This is a genomic window from Symbiobacterium ostreiconchae (assembly GCF_055396975.1).
The window spans coordinates 1,798,486-1,814,313 of the sequence record NZ_AP042454.1 but is presented as its reverse complement, the minus strand read 5'-3'; the positions used below and the strand labels follow the sequence as shown (position 1 = coordinate 1,814,313).

14 protein-coding genes and 1 pseudogene are annotated in these 15,828 nt (G+C 67.7%); 7 read left to right on the top strand and 8 right to left on the bottom strand.

Going from position 1 to position 15,828, the window contains the following annotated elements:
- Nucleotides 1-112: 112 nt before the first annotated feature.
- The 3 genes from nirK to ACZ5UM_RS08795 form a co-directional block, all read right to left on the bottom strand.
- Nucleotides 113-1,225 carry a copper-containing nitrite reductase gene (gene nirK, locus ACZ5UM_RS08805; RefSeq protein WP_464848240.1) on the bottom strand — a complete coding sequence of 371 codons (1,113 nt, stop codon included), beginning with the start codon at nucleotides 1,223-1,225 and terminating at the stop codon, nucleotides 113-115.
- Nucleotides 1,226-1,450: 225 nt separating this feature from the next.
- Nucleotides 1,451-1,960: a LysM peptidoglycan-binding domain-containing protein gene (locus ACZ5UM_RS08800; RefSeq protein WP_464848239.1), complete on the bottom strand. Its 510-nt coding sequence runs from the start codon at nucleotides 1,958-1,960 to the stop codon at nucleotides 1,451-1,453.
- Nucleotides 1,961-2,061: 101 nt separating this feature from the next.
- On the bottom strand, nucleotides 2,062-3,237 hold the full coding sequence (locus tag ACZ5UM_RS08795; RefSeq protein WP_464848238.1) for an MFS transporter: 1,176 nt from the start codon (nucleotides 3,235-3,237) through the stop codon (nucleotides 2,062-2,064).
- A 399-nt stretch (nucleotides 3,238-3,636) separates the two neighbouring features.
- Between ACZ5UM_RS08795 and ACZ5UM_RS08790 the strand changes: the two genes are divergently transcribed.
- Nucleotides 3,637-3,828: a hypothetical protein gene (locus tag ACZ5UM_RS08790; RefSeq protein ID WP_464848237.1), complete on the top strand. Its 192-nt coding sequence runs from the start codon at nucleotides 3,637-3,639 to the stop codon at nucleotides 3,826-3,828.
- A 59-nt stretch (nucleotides 3,829-3,887) separates the two neighbouring features.
- On the opposite strand, the gene pepF is transcribed toward ACZ5UM_RS08790, so the two are convergent.
- Nucleotides 3,888-5,687: an oligoendopeptidase F gene (pepF, locus tag ACZ5UM_RS08785; protein WP_464848322.1), complete on the bottom strand. Its 1,800-nt coding sequence runs from the start codon at nucleotides 5,685-5,687 to the stop codon at nucleotides 3,888-3,890.
- 64 nt (nucleotides 5,688-5,751) lie between these two features.
- Here pepF and ACZ5UM_RS08780 point away from each other — a divergent pair.
- Nucleotides 5,752-6,156: pseudogene (locus ACZ5UM_RS08780) on the top strand (putative sulfate exporter family transporter); the annotation flags it as partial.
- Nucleotides 6,157-6,257: 101 nt separating this feature from the next.
- Here ACZ5UM_RS08780 and ccsB read toward each other — a convergent pair.
- The 4 genes from ccsB to ACZ5UM_RS08760 are packed head-to-tail and all read right to left on the bottom strand — an operon-like array spanning nucleotide 6,258 to nucleotide 10,173.
- Complete coding sequence (gene ccsB / locus ACZ5UM_RS08775) at nucleotides 6,258-7,457, bottom strand: c-type cytochrome biogenesis protein CcsB (protein ID WP_464848235.1); 1,200 nt, start codon at nucleotides 7,455-7,457, stop codon at nucleotides 6,258-6,260.
- Complete coding sequence (gene resB / locus ACZ5UM_RS08770; RefSeq protein ID WP_464848234.1) at nucleotides 7,454-8,869, bottom strand: cytochrome c biogenesis protein ResB; 1,416 nt, start codon at nucleotides 8,867-8,869, stop codon at nucleotides 7,454-7,456. Before resB ends, ccsB begins: the two co-directional genes overlap by 4 nt.
- Nucleotides 8,870-8,881: 12 nt before the next feature.
- Complete coding sequence (locus ACZ5UM_RS08765) at nucleotides 8,882-9,415, bottom strand: redoxin domain-containing protein (protein WP_464848231.1); 534 nt, start codon at nucleotides 9,413-9,415, stop codon at nucleotides 8,882-8,884.
- Nucleotides 9,412-10,173 (bottom strand): tetratricopeptide repeat protein, encoded by a 762-nt coding sequence (locus ACZ5UM_RS08760; protein ID WP_464848230.1) that lies wholly within the window; start codon nucleotides 10,171-10,173, stop codon nucleotides 9,412-9,414. The genes ACZ5UM_RS08765 and ACZ5UM_RS08760 overlap by 4 nt, the downstream gene beginning before the upstream one ends.
- A 378-nt stretch (nucleotides 10,174-10,551) precedes the next feature.
- Between ACZ5UM_RS08760 and ACZ5UM_RS08755 the strand changes: the two genes are divergently transcribed.
- The 5 genes from ACZ5UM_RS08755 to ACZ5UM_RS08735 all read left to right on the top strand — a co-directional run bounded on the left by ACZ5UM_RS08755 (nucleotide 10,552) and on the right by ACZ5UM_RS08735 (nucleotide 15,810).
- A complete protein-coding gene (locus tag ACZ5UM_RS08755; protein WP_464848229.1) occupies nucleotides 10,552-12,174 on the top strand; it encodes a sensor histidine kinase in 1,623 nt (540 codons plus the stop codon).
- On the top strand, nucleotides 12,165-12,860 hold the full coding sequence (locus ACZ5UM_RS08750; RefSeq protein ID WP_464848228.1) for a response regulator transcription factor: 696 nt from the start codon (nucleotides 12,165-12,167) through the stop codon (nucleotides 12,858-12,860). Before ACZ5UM_RS08755 ends, ACZ5UM_RS08750 begins: the two co-directional genes overlap by 10 nt.
- 104 nt (nucleotides 12,861-12,964) lie before the next feature.
- Complete coding sequence (locus tag ACZ5UM_RS08745) at nucleotides 12,965-13,426, top strand: cytochrome c3 family protein (protein WP_273382166.1); 462 nt, start codon at nucleotides 12,965-12,967, stop codon at nucleotides 13,424-13,426.
- A gap of 24 nt (nucleotides 13,427-13,450) precedes the next feature.
- Nucleotides 13,451-14,740 (top strand): ammonia-forming cytochrome c nitrite reductase subunit c552, encoded by a 1,290-nt coding sequence (locus ACZ5UM_RS08740; RefSeq protein ID WP_464848227.1) that lies wholly within the window; start codon nucleotides 13,451-13,453, stop codon nucleotides 14,738-14,740.
- Between the two features lie 188 nt (nucleotides 14,741-14,928).
- Nucleotides 14,929-15,810: an alpha/beta hydrolase gene (locus ACZ5UM_RS08735; RefSeq protein ID WP_464848226.1), complete on the top strand. Its 882-nt coding sequence runs from the start codon at nucleotides 14,929-14,931 to the stop codon at nucleotides 15,808-15,810.
- Nucleotides 15,811-15,828 lie beyond the last annotated feature (18 nt).

Below are 15,828 nucleotides of genomic sequence, written 5' to 3'. Positions count from 1 at the left end.
GCGGGGTCCGCCCCTTCCCATGCAAAAGACGTTACCTACCACGGATTCGACGGCCTCCGAACGATCCCTCCCTCAGGCCTACGCACGAGTGGCCAGCCAACCCGTAGACGTCCTAGTGGCCGGACATGGGATGGCCGGCCGGGTCGTAGTAGATTTCCGGGTCGGGGTCGCCCTGGACGTCGATAAACGCCAGGGCCCCCTTGTCCACGGCCCGGGAGATGGAGTGGTCGACCAGCTGGTAGCGGCCGGGCACTTCCGCGGTGAACTCGATGATGACGGCCCCGCCGGCAGGGATCAGCGTGACGCCGATGTTCTCCGTGACGGTCGTGCCGCCCTCGGCGTAGACCACGTCGAAGATCTCGCCGATCACGTGCAGCGATGAGGCCAGGTTGGGTCCGGCGTTGCCGACGAAGAGCCGGATGCGCTCACCGACCCGCGCGGTCATCGCCTGGTCGCCCGTCAGCGCCTGGAAGGCACCGTTGAACACCACATAGTTGGGCTGCTCACGGTACATCAGGTCACCGTCGAAGGGCTGGTGCCCGCCGTCGGTGTGGCGTCCCGCGGCGTACACCTCCGCCTGCATGATGTAGAACTCCCGGTCGACCGGCGGCAACCCCTCCTCCGGCTCCACCAGGATCAGGCCGTACATGCCCTGCGCAATATGCGTGGGGATGTGGGGCGACGCGCAGTGGTAGATATAGAGGCCGGGGTTCAGGGCCTTGAAGGTGAAGGACTTGCTCTCCCCCGGCGCCACCTGGGTCGAGGCCGCGCCGCCGCCCGGACCGGTGACCGCGTGCAGGTCGATGGAGTGGATGTTGGCCGAGTCCTCGGCGTTCTTCAGCGTCAGCTCCACCGTGTCGCCGGCCCGGACCCGGATAAACGGGCCGGGAACCGTTCCGTTGAAGGTCCAGTAGGTGTAGGTGGTGCCGTCGGCCAGCACGCCGTCCAGTTCCACCGTCTCCAGCTCCACCTTCACGCGGGCGGGCTCACGGCGCCCGACGGGGCCGGGCAGGTCGGCCGGGCTGTGCCGGATGTCGGCAGCACCTTCCCGCGGTGTGCCGAAGTCCGTCTTCGGCTTCACGCTCCGGGACAGGTGCTCCACCTGCCACGCCAGGTCCTGGATCCGTTCCCGGCTCGTGAGGCCGGAAACCCACGCCGTCACCCCGAGAGCCAGGGCGATCAGCCCGATGATGCCTGCTGCCCAGATCTCGGATCGCTTTCCCATACGTTACCTCCTCTCCGCCTCTGAGGGCCGTTGCAAACGGTACTGCGCAGATCGCCGTGCACGGGATTTCGTCCGATGCTTGTCGCTATTGTAAGTTTCGTACTGCTTACCTATCCGTGACCTGGGTCACAGTCACGCATGACGATGGGCAACGCCGCTGAGGCGGAGGGGATGCCACAGAACGAAAGTCGGAGGCAGGTCCTTCAGGGACCTGCCTCCGGCGGCTTACTGGCCATACCCGGGAAGCTCTGAGGGCTGGGGAAGCTTCAGCTCCATCCCCGCGTAGATCTGGTCCGGATTCTCCAGGCCGTTCAGCGCTTCGATGTCTCCGGCGTAGATGTGGGTGTTGTAGTACTTCTCGCTGATCTCGTAAAGCGTCTCGTTGGGCTGCACGATGTGCACGGCGGGGACAGCCTCATGGGTCGTCATGGCCGGGGTGGCCCCGTCCTCGGTGCCGACGGCGGTTTCGCTCCCGTCAACCGGAGCGGCGGCCTGCGGCGTCGTCCCCGTGCCGGCGTCGGACGGGTTCATGGCCGTCGTCGGGTCGGAGACCGGGTCGGCGCCCAGCGGCGTGCCGTTCTCGGGCTCCGCCACCTGCTCCAGCGGGTTCGCCGTCTCCGCCGGGTCCTGTGCACGCTGGGCCCAGGCGAAGACCGCGAGGCTGACGATCAGGACCAGCGCCGCCACCCCGCCAATCACCAGCGAGGTCCGGGTCTTGGAAGTCATGGTCTGCATGGTTTCCCTCCTCTCTGCCAGCCCGTTCTTGGGCTTCAGTGAGAGTATTTCCACGCAAACCATGAATTAAACATCCAATTTGCTCTCTTCTGCCGAAGCGCTCACGCGCCCTGGCGGGCAGCCTCCTGGGCGGGACGCACGGCCAGGTAGTACCACAGCGAGATGAACCCCGCGGTCGCCAGGCCCAGCCACCCGGCGACGGTGAACGGCGAAGCCACGCCGGACAGCGCCTGGGTGACGGGCGGGCCCGAGATGGAGCCCAGGGAGAAGGCCGCGCTGAGGAGGCCGAAAGCCACGCCGCGGCGGGCGGCCCCTGCGGCGTCGGCGTTCAGGGCCGACACGGCGGGGAAGACCAGCCCGAAGCCGAGCCCGTAGATGAAGAGCCAGGCGGCGAACGCCAGCGGCGCGGTGCCGTGGGCGAGGCCGAGGTGGCCCGCGCCAGCCAGGGCCATGCCCACGAAGATGGGCTGGTGCCGCCCCCAGCGGTCCGACGCGCGGGACAGCGGCGGGACGAAGGCGATGACCGCGCCCAGGCCGAAGGCCGACAGCGTCATGCCCACGGTCGCGGAGGACAGCCCGAGCTCGTGCCCCTTCAGCGGGTAGGCCGCAAACAGCACGTTCTGCAGGAACATGAGGGCGTACGCCACCAGGGCCGCGGCGAGCATCCCCGGCATGTTCACCCGCCCGGCCGCCGGCTCGTCCCTGGCCGGACTCGCCTCACGTACGGGCGGCGGCTCCAGCCACCGCCGGATGACGAAAGTAAAGACCCCCACCGTGCCGACCAGCAGGGCCAGCATGTACACGCTGGCCGCGGCGCCCAGGCTGGTGAGCAGCCGGCCGCTTGCCGCGGAGGCCAGCATGGAGGCGACGGCGATGACCAGGCCCATCCGGGCCATCGCAACGCCCCGCTGGTTGCGGGGCAGGCCGTCGGTCACGCTCGCCATCGCCGCGGGCGCTACCCCGGCGATGGCCAGGCCGTGCAGGGCGCGCACCCCCACGAGGCCCGCGGTGGAGTCCGGCAGCAGGTGGGCCAGGCCCGTCGCGACCATCGCCAGGAGGCCCGCCCCGGCCACCGCCATGCGGTCCACTTTGTCCGCCAGCATACCGAACACGACATTACCCAGGAGGTTCGCCGCGCTGTACGCGGTGGCCGCCCAGAATACGGCTTCGGGCGCGCCGGAGCTCACCGCCAGCCACGCCAGGATGGGCGACCACGCCAACTGATCATAGAAGCTGGTCCAGACCAGCACATGTGCCAGCGTCCTACGCTTAAACACGCTCTCGCTCCTCATCTGCGCACTGCGCCCACAGGCGACGCTTATACACGCTTTCGTTCCGCAACCGCACACAGCGCCCACAGGCGACGCTTATACACGCTTTCGCTCCTCAACCGCACACAGCGCCCACGAGCGGCGCTCCGGCATGCTTTCGGGCCTCTCCTGCGCACTGCGCCCATATGCTGTCCCAGAGGTTCGCTCCCGGGACGCTGCACTCCTGCCTGCGCCGCACCCGTCCTTCGGATCCTGTCGGGACGCGAAATAGTCCTATTTTATCTAGGGTATATAGTACTTCCGATCGTTAAACTCTAGACTTATCGACCTATACAATATTTCCAGCGTTTTGTGATATCATCAAGGCGGTTGGATCGCGCGGACGGGGAAGGAGGACGCAGCAGGATGAGACGCCCGATCAGACAGCGGCCGGTAAGGCGCGAACACATGCCCAGCACCATGAGCCGCGAGCTGGACTGGCTCGTCGACCAGTGGCGGGTCTCCAGCCCGGAGGAGCGGCTGCAGATCGTGCTGGCCAAGATCCGCGCCGAAGAGCGGCTCGAACTCGAAAAGGAACTGAGCACGGCGGGCCGCTGAGGGCCCGAATGTCGAGCCCCCGCTGCACTGGCTGCAGCGGGGGCTTCCATCTGCCTGCCTCAGCCCGCCAGCCGCTCCATCTCGTCCAGGAGCCGGGCGAACACATCCAACGCCTGCTGAACGGGCTCGGGCGACGTCATGTCCACGCCGGCCTTCTTCAGCACGTTGATGGCGTAATCCGACGAGCCGCTCTTCAGGAAGGTCAGGTAGCGCTCCACCGCCGACCGGCCCTCCGCCAGCACCTGCTGGCTCAGGGCCACCGCGGCGGAGATGCCCGTGGCGTACTGGTACACGTAGAAGGCGGAGTAGAAATGCGGGATGCGGGCCCACTCGACCGCGATCAGGTCGTCCACCACCATGCCCTCGGTGCCGTAGTACCGCTGGTTGAGGTCGTAGTAGATCTCGTCCAGCACATCGGCCGTGAGGGCCTGGCCGCTTTCCACCCGCTGGTGGGCGATGTGCTCGAACTCGGCGAACATCGTCTGGCGGTACAGGGTGGTCCGGAACGACTCGAGCTGGTGGTTGATCAGGTACATCTTCAGCTTGGGGTCGTCGGTGCCCTTCAGCAGGTAGTCGGTGAGCAGCGCCTCGTTGAACGTCGATGCGACCTCGGCGACGAAGATCTTGTACCCGGCGTAGTGGTACGGCTGGTGCCGGCGGCTGAAGTAGGAGTGCATGGAGTGGCCCAGCTCATGCGCCAGGGTAAACATGGAGTCGAAGTTGTCCTGGTAGTTCATCAGGATGAACGGCTTCGTGGTGTAGGCGCCGAAGGAGTACGCGCCGGAGCGCTTGCCCTCGTTCTCGTAGATGTCCACCCACCGGTCGACGGTCAGGCCCCGGCGGGCGATCTCGCAGTACTCCTCCCCCAGGGGCGCGAGCGCCTTCAGAATCGTGTCGACGGCTTCCGGGTACGGAATCTTCTTGTCGACGTCCGGCACCATGGGGGTGTACAGGTCGTACATGTGCAGCTCGTCGAGCCCCAGCATCCGTCTGCGCAGCTGCACGTACCGGTGCAGCGAGGGCAGGTTCCGGTGCACCGTCGCGATCAGGTTGTCGTAGACGCTCTCGGGCACGTTGGTGTCCGACAGGGCCATCGCGCGGGCCGATGGGTAGCGCCGTGCCCGGGCGTAGAACACATCCGTCTTGACCGAGTTGGCATACGTGGCCGCCAGGGTGTTCCGGTACTTGCGGTAGGTGCTGTAGAGCGCCTCGAACGCCTGCTGCCGCACCGCGCGGACCGGGCTTTCCAGGAAGCGCAGGTACCGGCCGAGGGTGAGCTCCACCTCGTTGCCCTCTTCATCCCGGATGTGCGGGAACTTGAGGTCGGCGTTGTTCAGCTTGCCGAAGATGTCGCCCGCCGCGGCGCCGACTTCGGCCATCTGGGCCAGCAGCTCCTCCACCTCCGGCGAGCGGACGTGCGCCTTCTGCCGCAGGATGTCCTCCAGCTCGTGCCGGTACTCGGCCAGGCCGGGCTCCTCCTCCAGCCACGCGCGGATCGTCTCCGCCGGGATGGCCAGGATCTCCGGCGTGAGGAACGCGCCGGCGGCCGCGGCCTTGGCGTACAGCGACCGGCTGCGCGCCGAAAGCGCCTGATAGGTGGAGTTGGCGGTGTCCTCGTCTTCCTTCATCCGGGCCCAGACGACGACCTGCTCCAGCAGCTTCGAGACCTCGTCACGGGTCTTCAGGACTTGGAGCAGGTTCGCGGCCGACTCCCCGACACGTCCCTGGAACGCGGTAAGCTCGGGGAGCATGGCCTCGACCCGTTCGTAATCCTTTTCCCAGGCGTCAACGGAGGCGTAGACCGAATCCAGATCCCACTTGTGCTCGTCTGGCACCTCGTGCCGCTTCTTCAGCTTCACTGGCAACCCTTCCCTCCAGAAAGATTGACCTCTCCCAAAGGCTTATTCTACCACGGCGGCCTTCATCCTACCGGATACGGCATCGTCGTTTCAACGGCCGCCCCCACCGGCAGGCGCGCCGCCGTTCCCCCGGTCAATTTTCATTCTTCCAAGGAGTGCACAACAGCGATTAACGGAATCCAGTCTCCGAGCCGAGGCCAGCCTCTGGCCCGGCCTCATCCTCACGTTCGGGGTGGCCACGGTTGCGTGGCTGCTCGGCAAGCACTTCCCGCTGATCGGCGGGGCGGTTTTCGGCGTCCTGCTCGGCATGCTGCTGCAGGCCACGGGGCGCATCGGGGCCCGGTTCCGGCCGGGCATCCGCGTGAGCGCCAAGCAGATCCTGCAGACCTCGGTCATCCTGCTGGGCGCGGGGCTCAGCCTGCGCCAGATCGTGGCCACCGGCCTCAGCTCGCTGGCGGTCATGCTCAGCACGCTGGCCGTCTGCCTGGCCGCCGCCGGCACGGCAGCGACGGGGGCGGTCCCGCCAGACACGGCGGGACCGCCCCTTCTCTGTTTCCTGCGCCCGTCCGCTTACACGTACGAGTGCATTCCCGACACCAGCAGGTTCACGCCCACCAGGGTGAACAGGACGATGACGAACCCCAGGGCGGAAATCCATGCGGCGGGACGCCCTTCCCAGCCGCGCACGATGCGCATGTGCAGGTAACCCGAGTAGAAGAGCCAGGTGATGAGGGCCCAGGTCTCCTTCGGGTCCCACGCCCAGTAGCGGCCCCAGGCCTTCTGCGCCCAGATCATGGCGAACACCAGGCCGCCCAGCGTAAAGAGCGGAAAGCCCACCGCGATCCCCCGGTACGACACCTCGTCCAGCAGCTTCGGGTTCATGGCGCCCACCGCCCGGGAGCCCAGTTCCCGCAGGGGCATGCCGGCGATGAGGCGGACCAGGCCGTACAGGATGGCGCCGAACACCGTGGAGAGCACCAGCGTATTCAGGTTCCTGGCGGCGTAGGCCCCCCGCATCCACGCCGGGGCGTGGACCAGCGGCAGCTGGAGCCCGAGGAACGACGCCTCGCCGGGCTGGGAGCCCAGCGGGCCGATGAACGGCGGAAGCGTGTACTCCAGGACCGCCAGGCCTCCGGCCATGTTGGTCACCTGGGCGCTGTAGCCGGCGATCTTGAAGCCGAGCGCCAGGACCAGAAAGCTGGTCAGCATGGCCCCGCAGAAGAAGAAGAACTCCAGCGCCGCCTCCTCCCACTCCCGCGACTGCTCCTTCCGCACCCGGAGCAGGTACATGAGCGCGGCGCCGAACGAGACGGCAAACGCACCCTCACCCAGCGCCGCAAACGACACGTGCAGCGGCAGCCAGAACGACTGGAGCACCGGCACCAGCGGCCGGACCTCGGTGGGAAAGACCGAGGCGTAGGCGATGACCACCACGCCGACGGGGGCGACGAAGGCGCCCAGCCCGGGCATCCGGTACCAGGCCGAAAGGATCACGAAGAACAGCATGATGGACCAGCCCAGGAACGACATGTACTCGAACATGTTGGCCAGCGGCACCTGCCCCGAGCCAATCCAGCGGGCGGCAATGGCGAGCCCCTGCAGGACCACGCCCGCGACCGCCGCCTTGTACCCGTGGCCGCCCAGCCGGTCGGCCAGGTCGAAGTAGCGGGGGTCCCTGCGCCGGAGGGTCAGGCGGGTCACGTACAGGATCGCTGCCGCCAGGTAGCTCACGAAAGCGCCCAGGAACAGGTAGCTTGACACCTGGATCATCGCTCGTCTCCCTCCATTTCGTCGGCGAAGGCGTACCGCTCGGGGTCGAGGCGGTGTGCGATCTCCCGCATCTCACGCTCGAACGAGCCGGCGTTGCGGTTGGTCCAGCCGCCCACGATCACCTGCCCGTCCTCGGTGAAGGCCCACCAGCGCCGGTGTGCGATGTAGAACGTGGCGAACACCCCGAGGGTCATGACGACCAGACCGGCGTAGATGATCGGCAGCCCCAGGTCCTTCTTCACCTGCAGCCCGGAGGTGAAGACGGTGGTCACGTCCCGGGTGGCCAACCGCACCGGCGTCGTGTCGTCAAACTCCATGTCCGGGTAGAGCGGGAAGAACCAGGTGAGGAACCGTTCTCCCTCCGGCGGCGTGACCTGCAGAATCATCCCCGGGTTGTTGGCGCGGCCGGACCGGGTGGTGGGCTTGCCGTCCTCGCCGATGCTGAAATCGGGGTAGTAGGCCACGAGCTCCAGCCGGTAACCGCCCACCGTGTAGGCCGGCTGCGGCTGAATGAGGTCCAGGGCGAAGCGGCCGATCTCGTCCCCGCTCTGCCTGTCCACCAGCGCGACGTCCGCCCGGCCCAACTCGGCGGCGTACGAGGACTGGTAGAGCTCCACCCGATTGTGCGCCAGCGGACGGTTCATGGCGATCGTCCCCGTCTTGACCGCGCTTCCGTCCGGGCCGATCACCCGGGTGTGCGTCTTGTAGCTCTTGGGCTGGCCGGTCTCGTAGTACTCCACTTCGAACCCGAGGCTCTCCACGTAGAAGTCGCTGCCCGGCACCTTGACGATCTCGCCGTCCCGCACCCAGATGAACTGCTCCAGGTAAACTCCGGGCAGGGCCCGCATCCCGGCGCCGACGAGCACCAGCAGGAGCCCGATGTGCGTGATGTACGGCCCCCATCGGCCCCAGCGGCCCTTGTCGGCATAGAGCCGCCCGTCCTGCTCAATCACCAGGTAGCGCCGGGCCCGCAGGGCCTGCGCCAGTTCCCCGTAGGGCGCCTCCCCCCGAGCCGGGAAGGTGAACCCGATCTTCAGGCGCCGGACGAAGGCCTTATCCGGCGCCGGGTTCGGCTGCTGCACGGCCCGCCACAGCGGCACGAACCGCTCCAGCGAGCAGATCACCAGTGAGGCGGTGATCAGGAGGAGCAGCGTCAGGTACCACCAGGACGAGTACGCGTGGGTCATGCCCGTGCGCAGCAGGAGCATGCCGAGCACGGGGCCGTAGCGCTGCGGGTAGTACTCCTCGGGCGGCAGGCTGGAGGCGTACATGCCCTCCTGTTCGATCAGCGTGCCGCCGATGGAGGCCACGGCGATCAGGAAGAGGAGCACCGTGGCCACCCGCACCGAGGAGAAGAAATCCCAGGTCTTGTCCAGCAGGTCCTTCTGCGGCTTCACGTCCGGCCCGTCCACGGTCCACCCCTCCTACAGCATCGATTCGATCGCCGCCCGCAGCTGCTCCGGTGTCACGGCCCCCGTCCACTTCCCCCGCACCACGCCGCTGCGGTCGATGAAGTACGTGGTGGGCAGCGGAACGATCTGGTAGAGCCGCGCCACGTTGCTGCCCCGGTCGACGAGGATGGGGAACGTCAGCCCCAGCTCCTCCTGAAAGGCGGTGACGGCCAGGTCGGACTCATCCAGGTCGATGCCGAGCACGACGAGGCCCTGGTCCGCGTAGGCGCGCCAGGCCTCCTCCAGCACCGGCATCTCCGCCTCGCAGTACCGGCACCACGTGGCGAAGAAGTTCAGCACCACCGCCTTCCCCTTCAGGTCAGACAGGCGGTACGCCTCCCCGCTCACCGTCTTCAGCTCAAAGTCCGGCGCCGGCCCGCCGACGGGCACCCCGCCCGACGCGGTGGCGCCCGCGTTGGGCCAGAGCAGGACGTAGCCGAACCACACCGCCAGGAGCGCGAGCGTGATGGCCGAGGTCACCCGCTTGTACCGGGGGTAGCGCGTCAACCCTCATCCCCTCCTCCGCGCAGCCGGGCGATCGCCTCGTGGGCCGCCCCGATCTGCATGTCGATCAACTCGGGCTGCTCGGCGTACTTCAGCGCGTTCAGCCGCTCCGCCGGGGCCGTCTCCAGGTAGCGCTGGTACATGGCCACCGCGGCATCGTCGTTCCCCGTCACCTCGTAGATCCAGGCCAGGTTGAAGATGGCCCAGAGGTAGTCCGGATCCTGCTGAAGCACGCGCGCCAGGGTCTCCTCCGCCTTCGCCGCGTCCCCGGCGTAGTAGTACGTGAGCCCGAGGTAGGTCCCGGCGAAGAGGTTTTCCGGTTCGGCGCTGACCACGGTCTCAAAGGCGGTGATGGCCTTGCGGAACTCGCTGACGGCCGCCGACCTGTGCCCCTGGTTGAGCATGGCCACGCCGGTCTCCAGGAAGAAGTTGGCCTGCGCCAGGGGGGTCATCGCCGCGATGGCCGCCTGGTCGATGCCCGGGGTCGGGTAGAGGGCCGTCCCCGCCACGGCGGTGCCCCGTGCCAGCCAGATGCCGCTGATGAGGCCCAGGCCGAACAGCAGAAGGCCGCACAGCACCAGGGCGGTCACCGGTCCGAGGCGCTTCGCCATGCGGGCCGGCGCGCGGGCTGCGGCAGCCCTGGCGGCGGGCCGGGGATGCACCGGGGGCCGGGGCTTCTCCCGCCGTTCGCCCATCCGGCCGCCGCAGAGATCGCAGTAGCTGCCGGTGGTTTCATGGCCGCAGGAAGGGCAGGTCGGCATGTTCGAACCTCCTCTGACTCGCTCGCGCAATGGATCCGCCAACGACAACGTTAACAGCATCAGACAATCAAGGGCTATGGATCCGGAGGCGGATTCAGCCGATAGACAGTCGGGAGATTCACACTGTGACAAAATGCCTATCAGTCTTTCGCGCACCCCATTCGGTCTCCGGCGGCTCCCCCGCCGGGCGGACCGCCCCGTGCGCAGACCCCTTCAATATAGGCGCCCGGGCAGGGGCCTGCCGTGCCGCCTGGCACCAAAAGACCAGTCCGCCATGGGCACTATGTGCCGGTGAAGGGGGGCAGGCCGCTTCATAGGCAAACATGTGTCAGCACTTTAACATTGCGCGTAGGCATCTCTGCCCCGGGAGGTGAGCCCGTGCACACCAGCATCGCGACCAAACTCATGCTCGGGGTGACGGCCGTGCTCATCGTGGTGCTGGGCCTCAACCTGGGCCTGGACATCCGGCACCAGCGGGCCCAGGCCGAAGAGGACCTGCGGGAGCAGGCCCGGATGGTCGCGACCCAGGTCATCGCCATGCGGGAGTTCATCGCCCGCAACCAGGACCGGATCAACTGGGACAGCGAGGGCCATTTCGAGTTCAAGTACCTGAACCCGGCGGCAGTCGGCCGGGGCGTCGGCCGGATCTTCGCCGAGATGTCCGACTACCGGTACAAGCAGACCCGGCTGGAGGTGCGCAGCGCCGAGAACATGCCCGACGCCTTCGAGGTCGAGGCGCTTCGCCGCTTCGCCGCCGAGCCGGGCCTCATGGAGATCGTCGGGTACACGGAGTCCGGCGAGGGCCGCGTCTTCCGCTACCTGGTGCCCCTGAAGATGGAGGCGTCGTGCCTGCCTTGCCACGGCCCGCCTGCCGGGGAGCCGGACATCGCAGGCTACCCCAAGGAAGGGCTGCAGGTGGGGGAGCTGGCGGGCGCGCTCTCGGTCACCATCCCGACCGAGCGGTTTGAGGCCCGCCTCGCACAGGCCATCCGGAGCCGGGCCTCGGTCATCGCGCTGGTGACCGGGCTCTCGCTGGCCCTGATCGGCTTTCTCAACCACCAGCTGGTGGCCCGCCCCCTGGCCGCCCTGGCCGGGGTGACCCGGCGCATCGGGCAGGGGCAGTGGGAGGTGCCCGAAGCGGAGGTCCGCGACCTCCGGGCCCACCTGGAGACGTCGCCGCTGGTGGACGCCATCCAGGCCATGTCCGACGAGCTCCAGGCGCTCTACCGGAACCTGGAGCAGAAGGTGGAGGAGCGCACCCGCCAGCTGCAGCAGGCTCATGCCAATCTGGAGGAGCTGCACCGGAGCCAGACCGAGTTCTACTCGGCGATGACCCACGAGTTCCGGACGCCGCTGACGGCGATCATCGGCTTCAGCCAGCTTCTCCTGAGCCCCGGCGGAGAACCCCTGACCCCGGGCCAGCGCGAGCACCTCGAGGACATCCTGGAGAGCGCGCAGCGGCTCCTGCAGCTGGTCAACGACCTGCTGGACGCCTCCCGGCTGCAGTCGGGGCAGATGCGGCTCAGCATCGCCGCCGTCGACCTGGGCGAGGCCGTGCAGGAGGCCTGCGCCATCGTCCGTCCCCTGGCCCGGCAGAAGGAGATCGAGATCACCTGTGCCATTCCCGCCGACCTGCCGCTGGTGGCCGCCGATGACCTGCGGGTGCTGCAGATTCTCCTGAACCTGCTCAGCAACGCGATCAAGTTCATCCAGCAGGGCGGCCAGGTCCGGCTGACGGCCGCGGCCGCGGATGGCGCCGTGCAGGTATCGGTCCACGACAACGGGCCCGGCATCCCGCCCGGGGACCAGGAGGTCATCTTCCAGCTGTTCCGCCGGGGCTCGGCCCACGAACGGACGGGCGGGTCGGGGCTGGGCCTCGCCCTGGCGAAGCTCCTGGTGGAGCTGCACGGGGGCCGGATCTGGGTGGAAAGCGAGCCGGGATGCGGCTCCACGTTCCACTTCACGTTACCCGTTCACGGAGGTGAACCGCGTTGTCCGTAGCCCGCCGTATTCTGGTGGCCGACGATGACCCGAAGACCCAGAAGGTCCTGGAGCATGCGCTCACCGCGGAGGGCTTCGAGGTGATCAAGGCCGGGGACGGTCAGGAGGCCCTCGAGCTCGCGCTGTCGCAGCGGCCTGATCTCATCATCCTCGATGTCATGATGCCGAAGCTGGACGGCTTCGCGGTCTGCGGCCGCATCCGCGCGGCCTCGGCAGTGCCGATCCTGCTGCTGACCGCCAAGGGCGACAGCGTCGACAAGGTGGTCGGTTTCCGGCTGGGCGCCGACGATTACGTGACCAAGCCCTTCGACCTGAACGAGCTGGTGCTGCGGGTGCACGCCATCCTCCGCCGGATGCCCACCCTGCCCGAGAGCCGCACCCTGCGCTTCGGCCACCTGGAGATCAACAAGAGCACCCGCACCGTGCAGGTCGGCGACCGGACCCCGGAGCTCACCCCGAAGGAGTTCGACCTGCTCTGGCTGCTGGCCAGCCACCCGGGGCACCCCTTCACCCGGGAGGCGCTGCTGAGCCGGGTGTGGCACGGCGATGCCCCCACAGACCAGTCCACCGTCACGGTCTGCATCCGCCGGCTGCGGGAGAAGATCGAGGAGAACCCCGCGCAGCCCCGGTGGATCAGGACGGTCTGGGGAATTGGCTACAAGTTCGATCCGGCGGGCGCCGAGTGACGGCGCCCGCTGCTTGTTTGCGATTCATCAAAACCCAAGACCCGTGTAAGCCCCGTGTAATCAATGCCTGCTACGCTGAGGGTGAGGGGAAAGGAGGTGATGCAATGCAGAGCAGATGGGGCAAGGGGGCCCTGATCGCCTTCGGCGCCCTGGTCGGCGCGTTCCTGATCCTGGCGTTTGCCCTGCAGGTGCCCGCCGTCGGCCAGACGATCGGGTCGCCCGCGGCGTGCGGCACGTGCCACGTCATGACCGACCAGGTGCTCTCCCTCGAGCGGGGGGTCCACCGGGACCTCGCGTGCGTGGAATGCCACATTCCCTCCGGCTTCTTCGCCAAACCGATCGAGGAGATCAAGGCGGCCGGCCGCCATGCAGCCGTGTTCCTGACCAACTCCACCCCCGATGTCATCACGACCACCCCATCCTCGCGCGAGATCATCCAGGCCCGGTGTATCGAGTGCCACGAAGGATGGCTGCGCGACACGTCCCTGGCCGATCACCCGACCGACGGGCTCATGTGTTTCGAATGTCACCGTGACACCACGCACGGTTTACCCCTTCGCAATTGAGCAGAACAGGAGGCTGTACAGACCATGAACCGCAAGTGGACGATCGCCATCGGGGCCGCCCTCGCGGTCATCCTGGTAGGCGTGGGCGTCTTCGCCATCGTGTCCAACAAGACCGAGGCCGTTGAGGGGCCGGCCATCACGCTGTCACCGGACGAGACCGACCCGGAGGCTTTCAAACTCCTGTACCCGGCCCACTACGATTCCTGGGCCCGCAACGCGGAGCTGAATCCGCCGGCGCTGAAGTACGGCTCCACGCCGAAGAAGCACAGCCGGCTCGATCAGTTCCCCTACATGCGCACGCTGTGGGCGGGCTACGGCTTCTCGAAGGAGTACAACGAAGCCCGCGGCCACATGTACACGCTGGATGACGTCATCGGCGGCAACGGCACCGAGCCCACCCAGCGCATCAACGAGAACACGAACCTGACGTGTATGTACTGCAAGTCGGCCGAAGTGCCCGGGCTCATCGAGCAAATGGGCGACGCCTTCTACAACACCAAGCTCCTGGCCGACAACAACAAGGACCTCTTTGTCCATCCCATTTCCTGTTCCGACTGTCATGATCCCCAGACGATGGAGCTGCGCATCACCCGCCCGGCGCTGGTCGAGGCCATGGCGCGGATCGGCAGGCCCGTGGAGAAGGCCACCCGCCAGGAGATGCGCTCCCTCGTCTGCGCCCAGTGCCACGTGGAGTACTTCTTCAACCCGAACGATGCCAACCGGGTCTACTTCCCGTGGGACAAGGGCTTTGAGCCGGAAGACATGTACGCCTACTACGAGGAGATCGGCTTCTCCGACTGGACCCATCCCCAGACGGGCGGCGGCATGCTGAAGGCACAGCACCCCGAGTATGAAATGTTCCAGGGCAGCGCCCACCAGCGGGCCGGACTCTCCTGCGCCGACTGCCACATGCCCTACATGACGCAGGGGTCCACCAAGATCTCCTCTCACTGGCTGACCTCCCCCTTCCGCACCTTCGAGCAGTCCTGCGGCCAGTGCCACCGGGAGAGCCGGGAGGAGATGGGCCAGCGGGTCCTGCACACGCAGGACCGCATCAAGGAGGCCCTCGACCGGGCCGGCATCGCGAACCAGGACGCGATCCTCGCGATCGAGAAGGCCATCGCGGCCGGCGTGGATGAGGAGATCCTGAACGAGGCCCGCGCCCTGCACCGTGAGGCCCAGTTCTACTGGGATCTGGCTTCCGCCGAGAACTCCTTCGGCTTCCACAACCCGCAGAAGTTCTTCGAGACCATCGCGGACTCCATCGATCTGGCCCGTCAGGCCGAGCTGCTGGTCACACGGGCGATGAAGTAGCGGCGCCTGCAACTGCCCTGCAGCGATAGCCCCGGCCGCGCCACCCTGGCGCGGCCGGGGCCTGTTTGCACATCAGATGAACCCATATATAATGAAGAAACGCGTGGGCCGATGGACCAGACGGTAAAAATGGAGTACACAATGTGATACAATCGGTAGGAAAGTTTGCGACAGAGGAGCGACCACGCGTGCACACTTACCCCATCTCCATCGCCTCAGAAACTTACAGCCTCGCCGGCACGCTTGTCCTGCCGGAGGGTGCCAGCAGCGCCGCCCCGGTACCTGCCGCCGTCATCGTCGGCGGCCCGGACCCCCTGCCCCTGCAGCGGCGGGAACAGGATGGGACCAAGAACTGGCCGCTGCGCTGGGCCGAGGCCTTCGGGGCGGCCGGCATCGGCTGCCTCTGCTACGACCAGCGGGGCAGCGGCGAGTCCGGGGGGCTGTACGCGGACGCGGACTGGGACGACCTCTACGATGACGCGGCCGCCGCCGCCGAGCTGCTCGCGCTGCAGCCGGAGGTCAGCGAGGTGGCGGCAGTGGCCTGGGCAGACGCCGCCGGATTCGCCCTTCGCCTGGCCGCCGAGGGCAAGGTGAAGCGGCTGATCCTGCTGGCCGCCGGGGCCTGCACCGCGGAGGCCCGCTACAGCGAGCAGGTGCGCCGCCTGGCCGCCAGCCGGGGGCTCTCGGAACGGGTCGTGGAGCTGCGCGTCCGCCAGTGGCGGGCCCAGGTGAAGGCCCTGCGGGAGCGCGTCGCGGCCGGCACGCACATCGCGGAGACCGACATCGGCGGCCGCCGCATCGTGACCAACCTGCGCCGCCTCCTGGCGGTCAGCGAGTTCGACCCCGCCGCCGCTGCCCGCCAGGTTCAGGCGCCCGTGCTCCTGCTGCACGGCGGCGCCGACACCGTGGTTCCTCCCCATGAGTCTGAACGGCTGGCGGCCGCACTCCCGGGGCCGGTCGAGCGGCGCGTCTACCCGGAGGAGGGGCACTTCCTGTACCGTTCCGACCGGGCGATGGCAGACGCCGTGGACTGGATGAACCGCAGGCAAGCAGGAGTCGCTGACGACTAGCACGAAAAGTTCCGACAT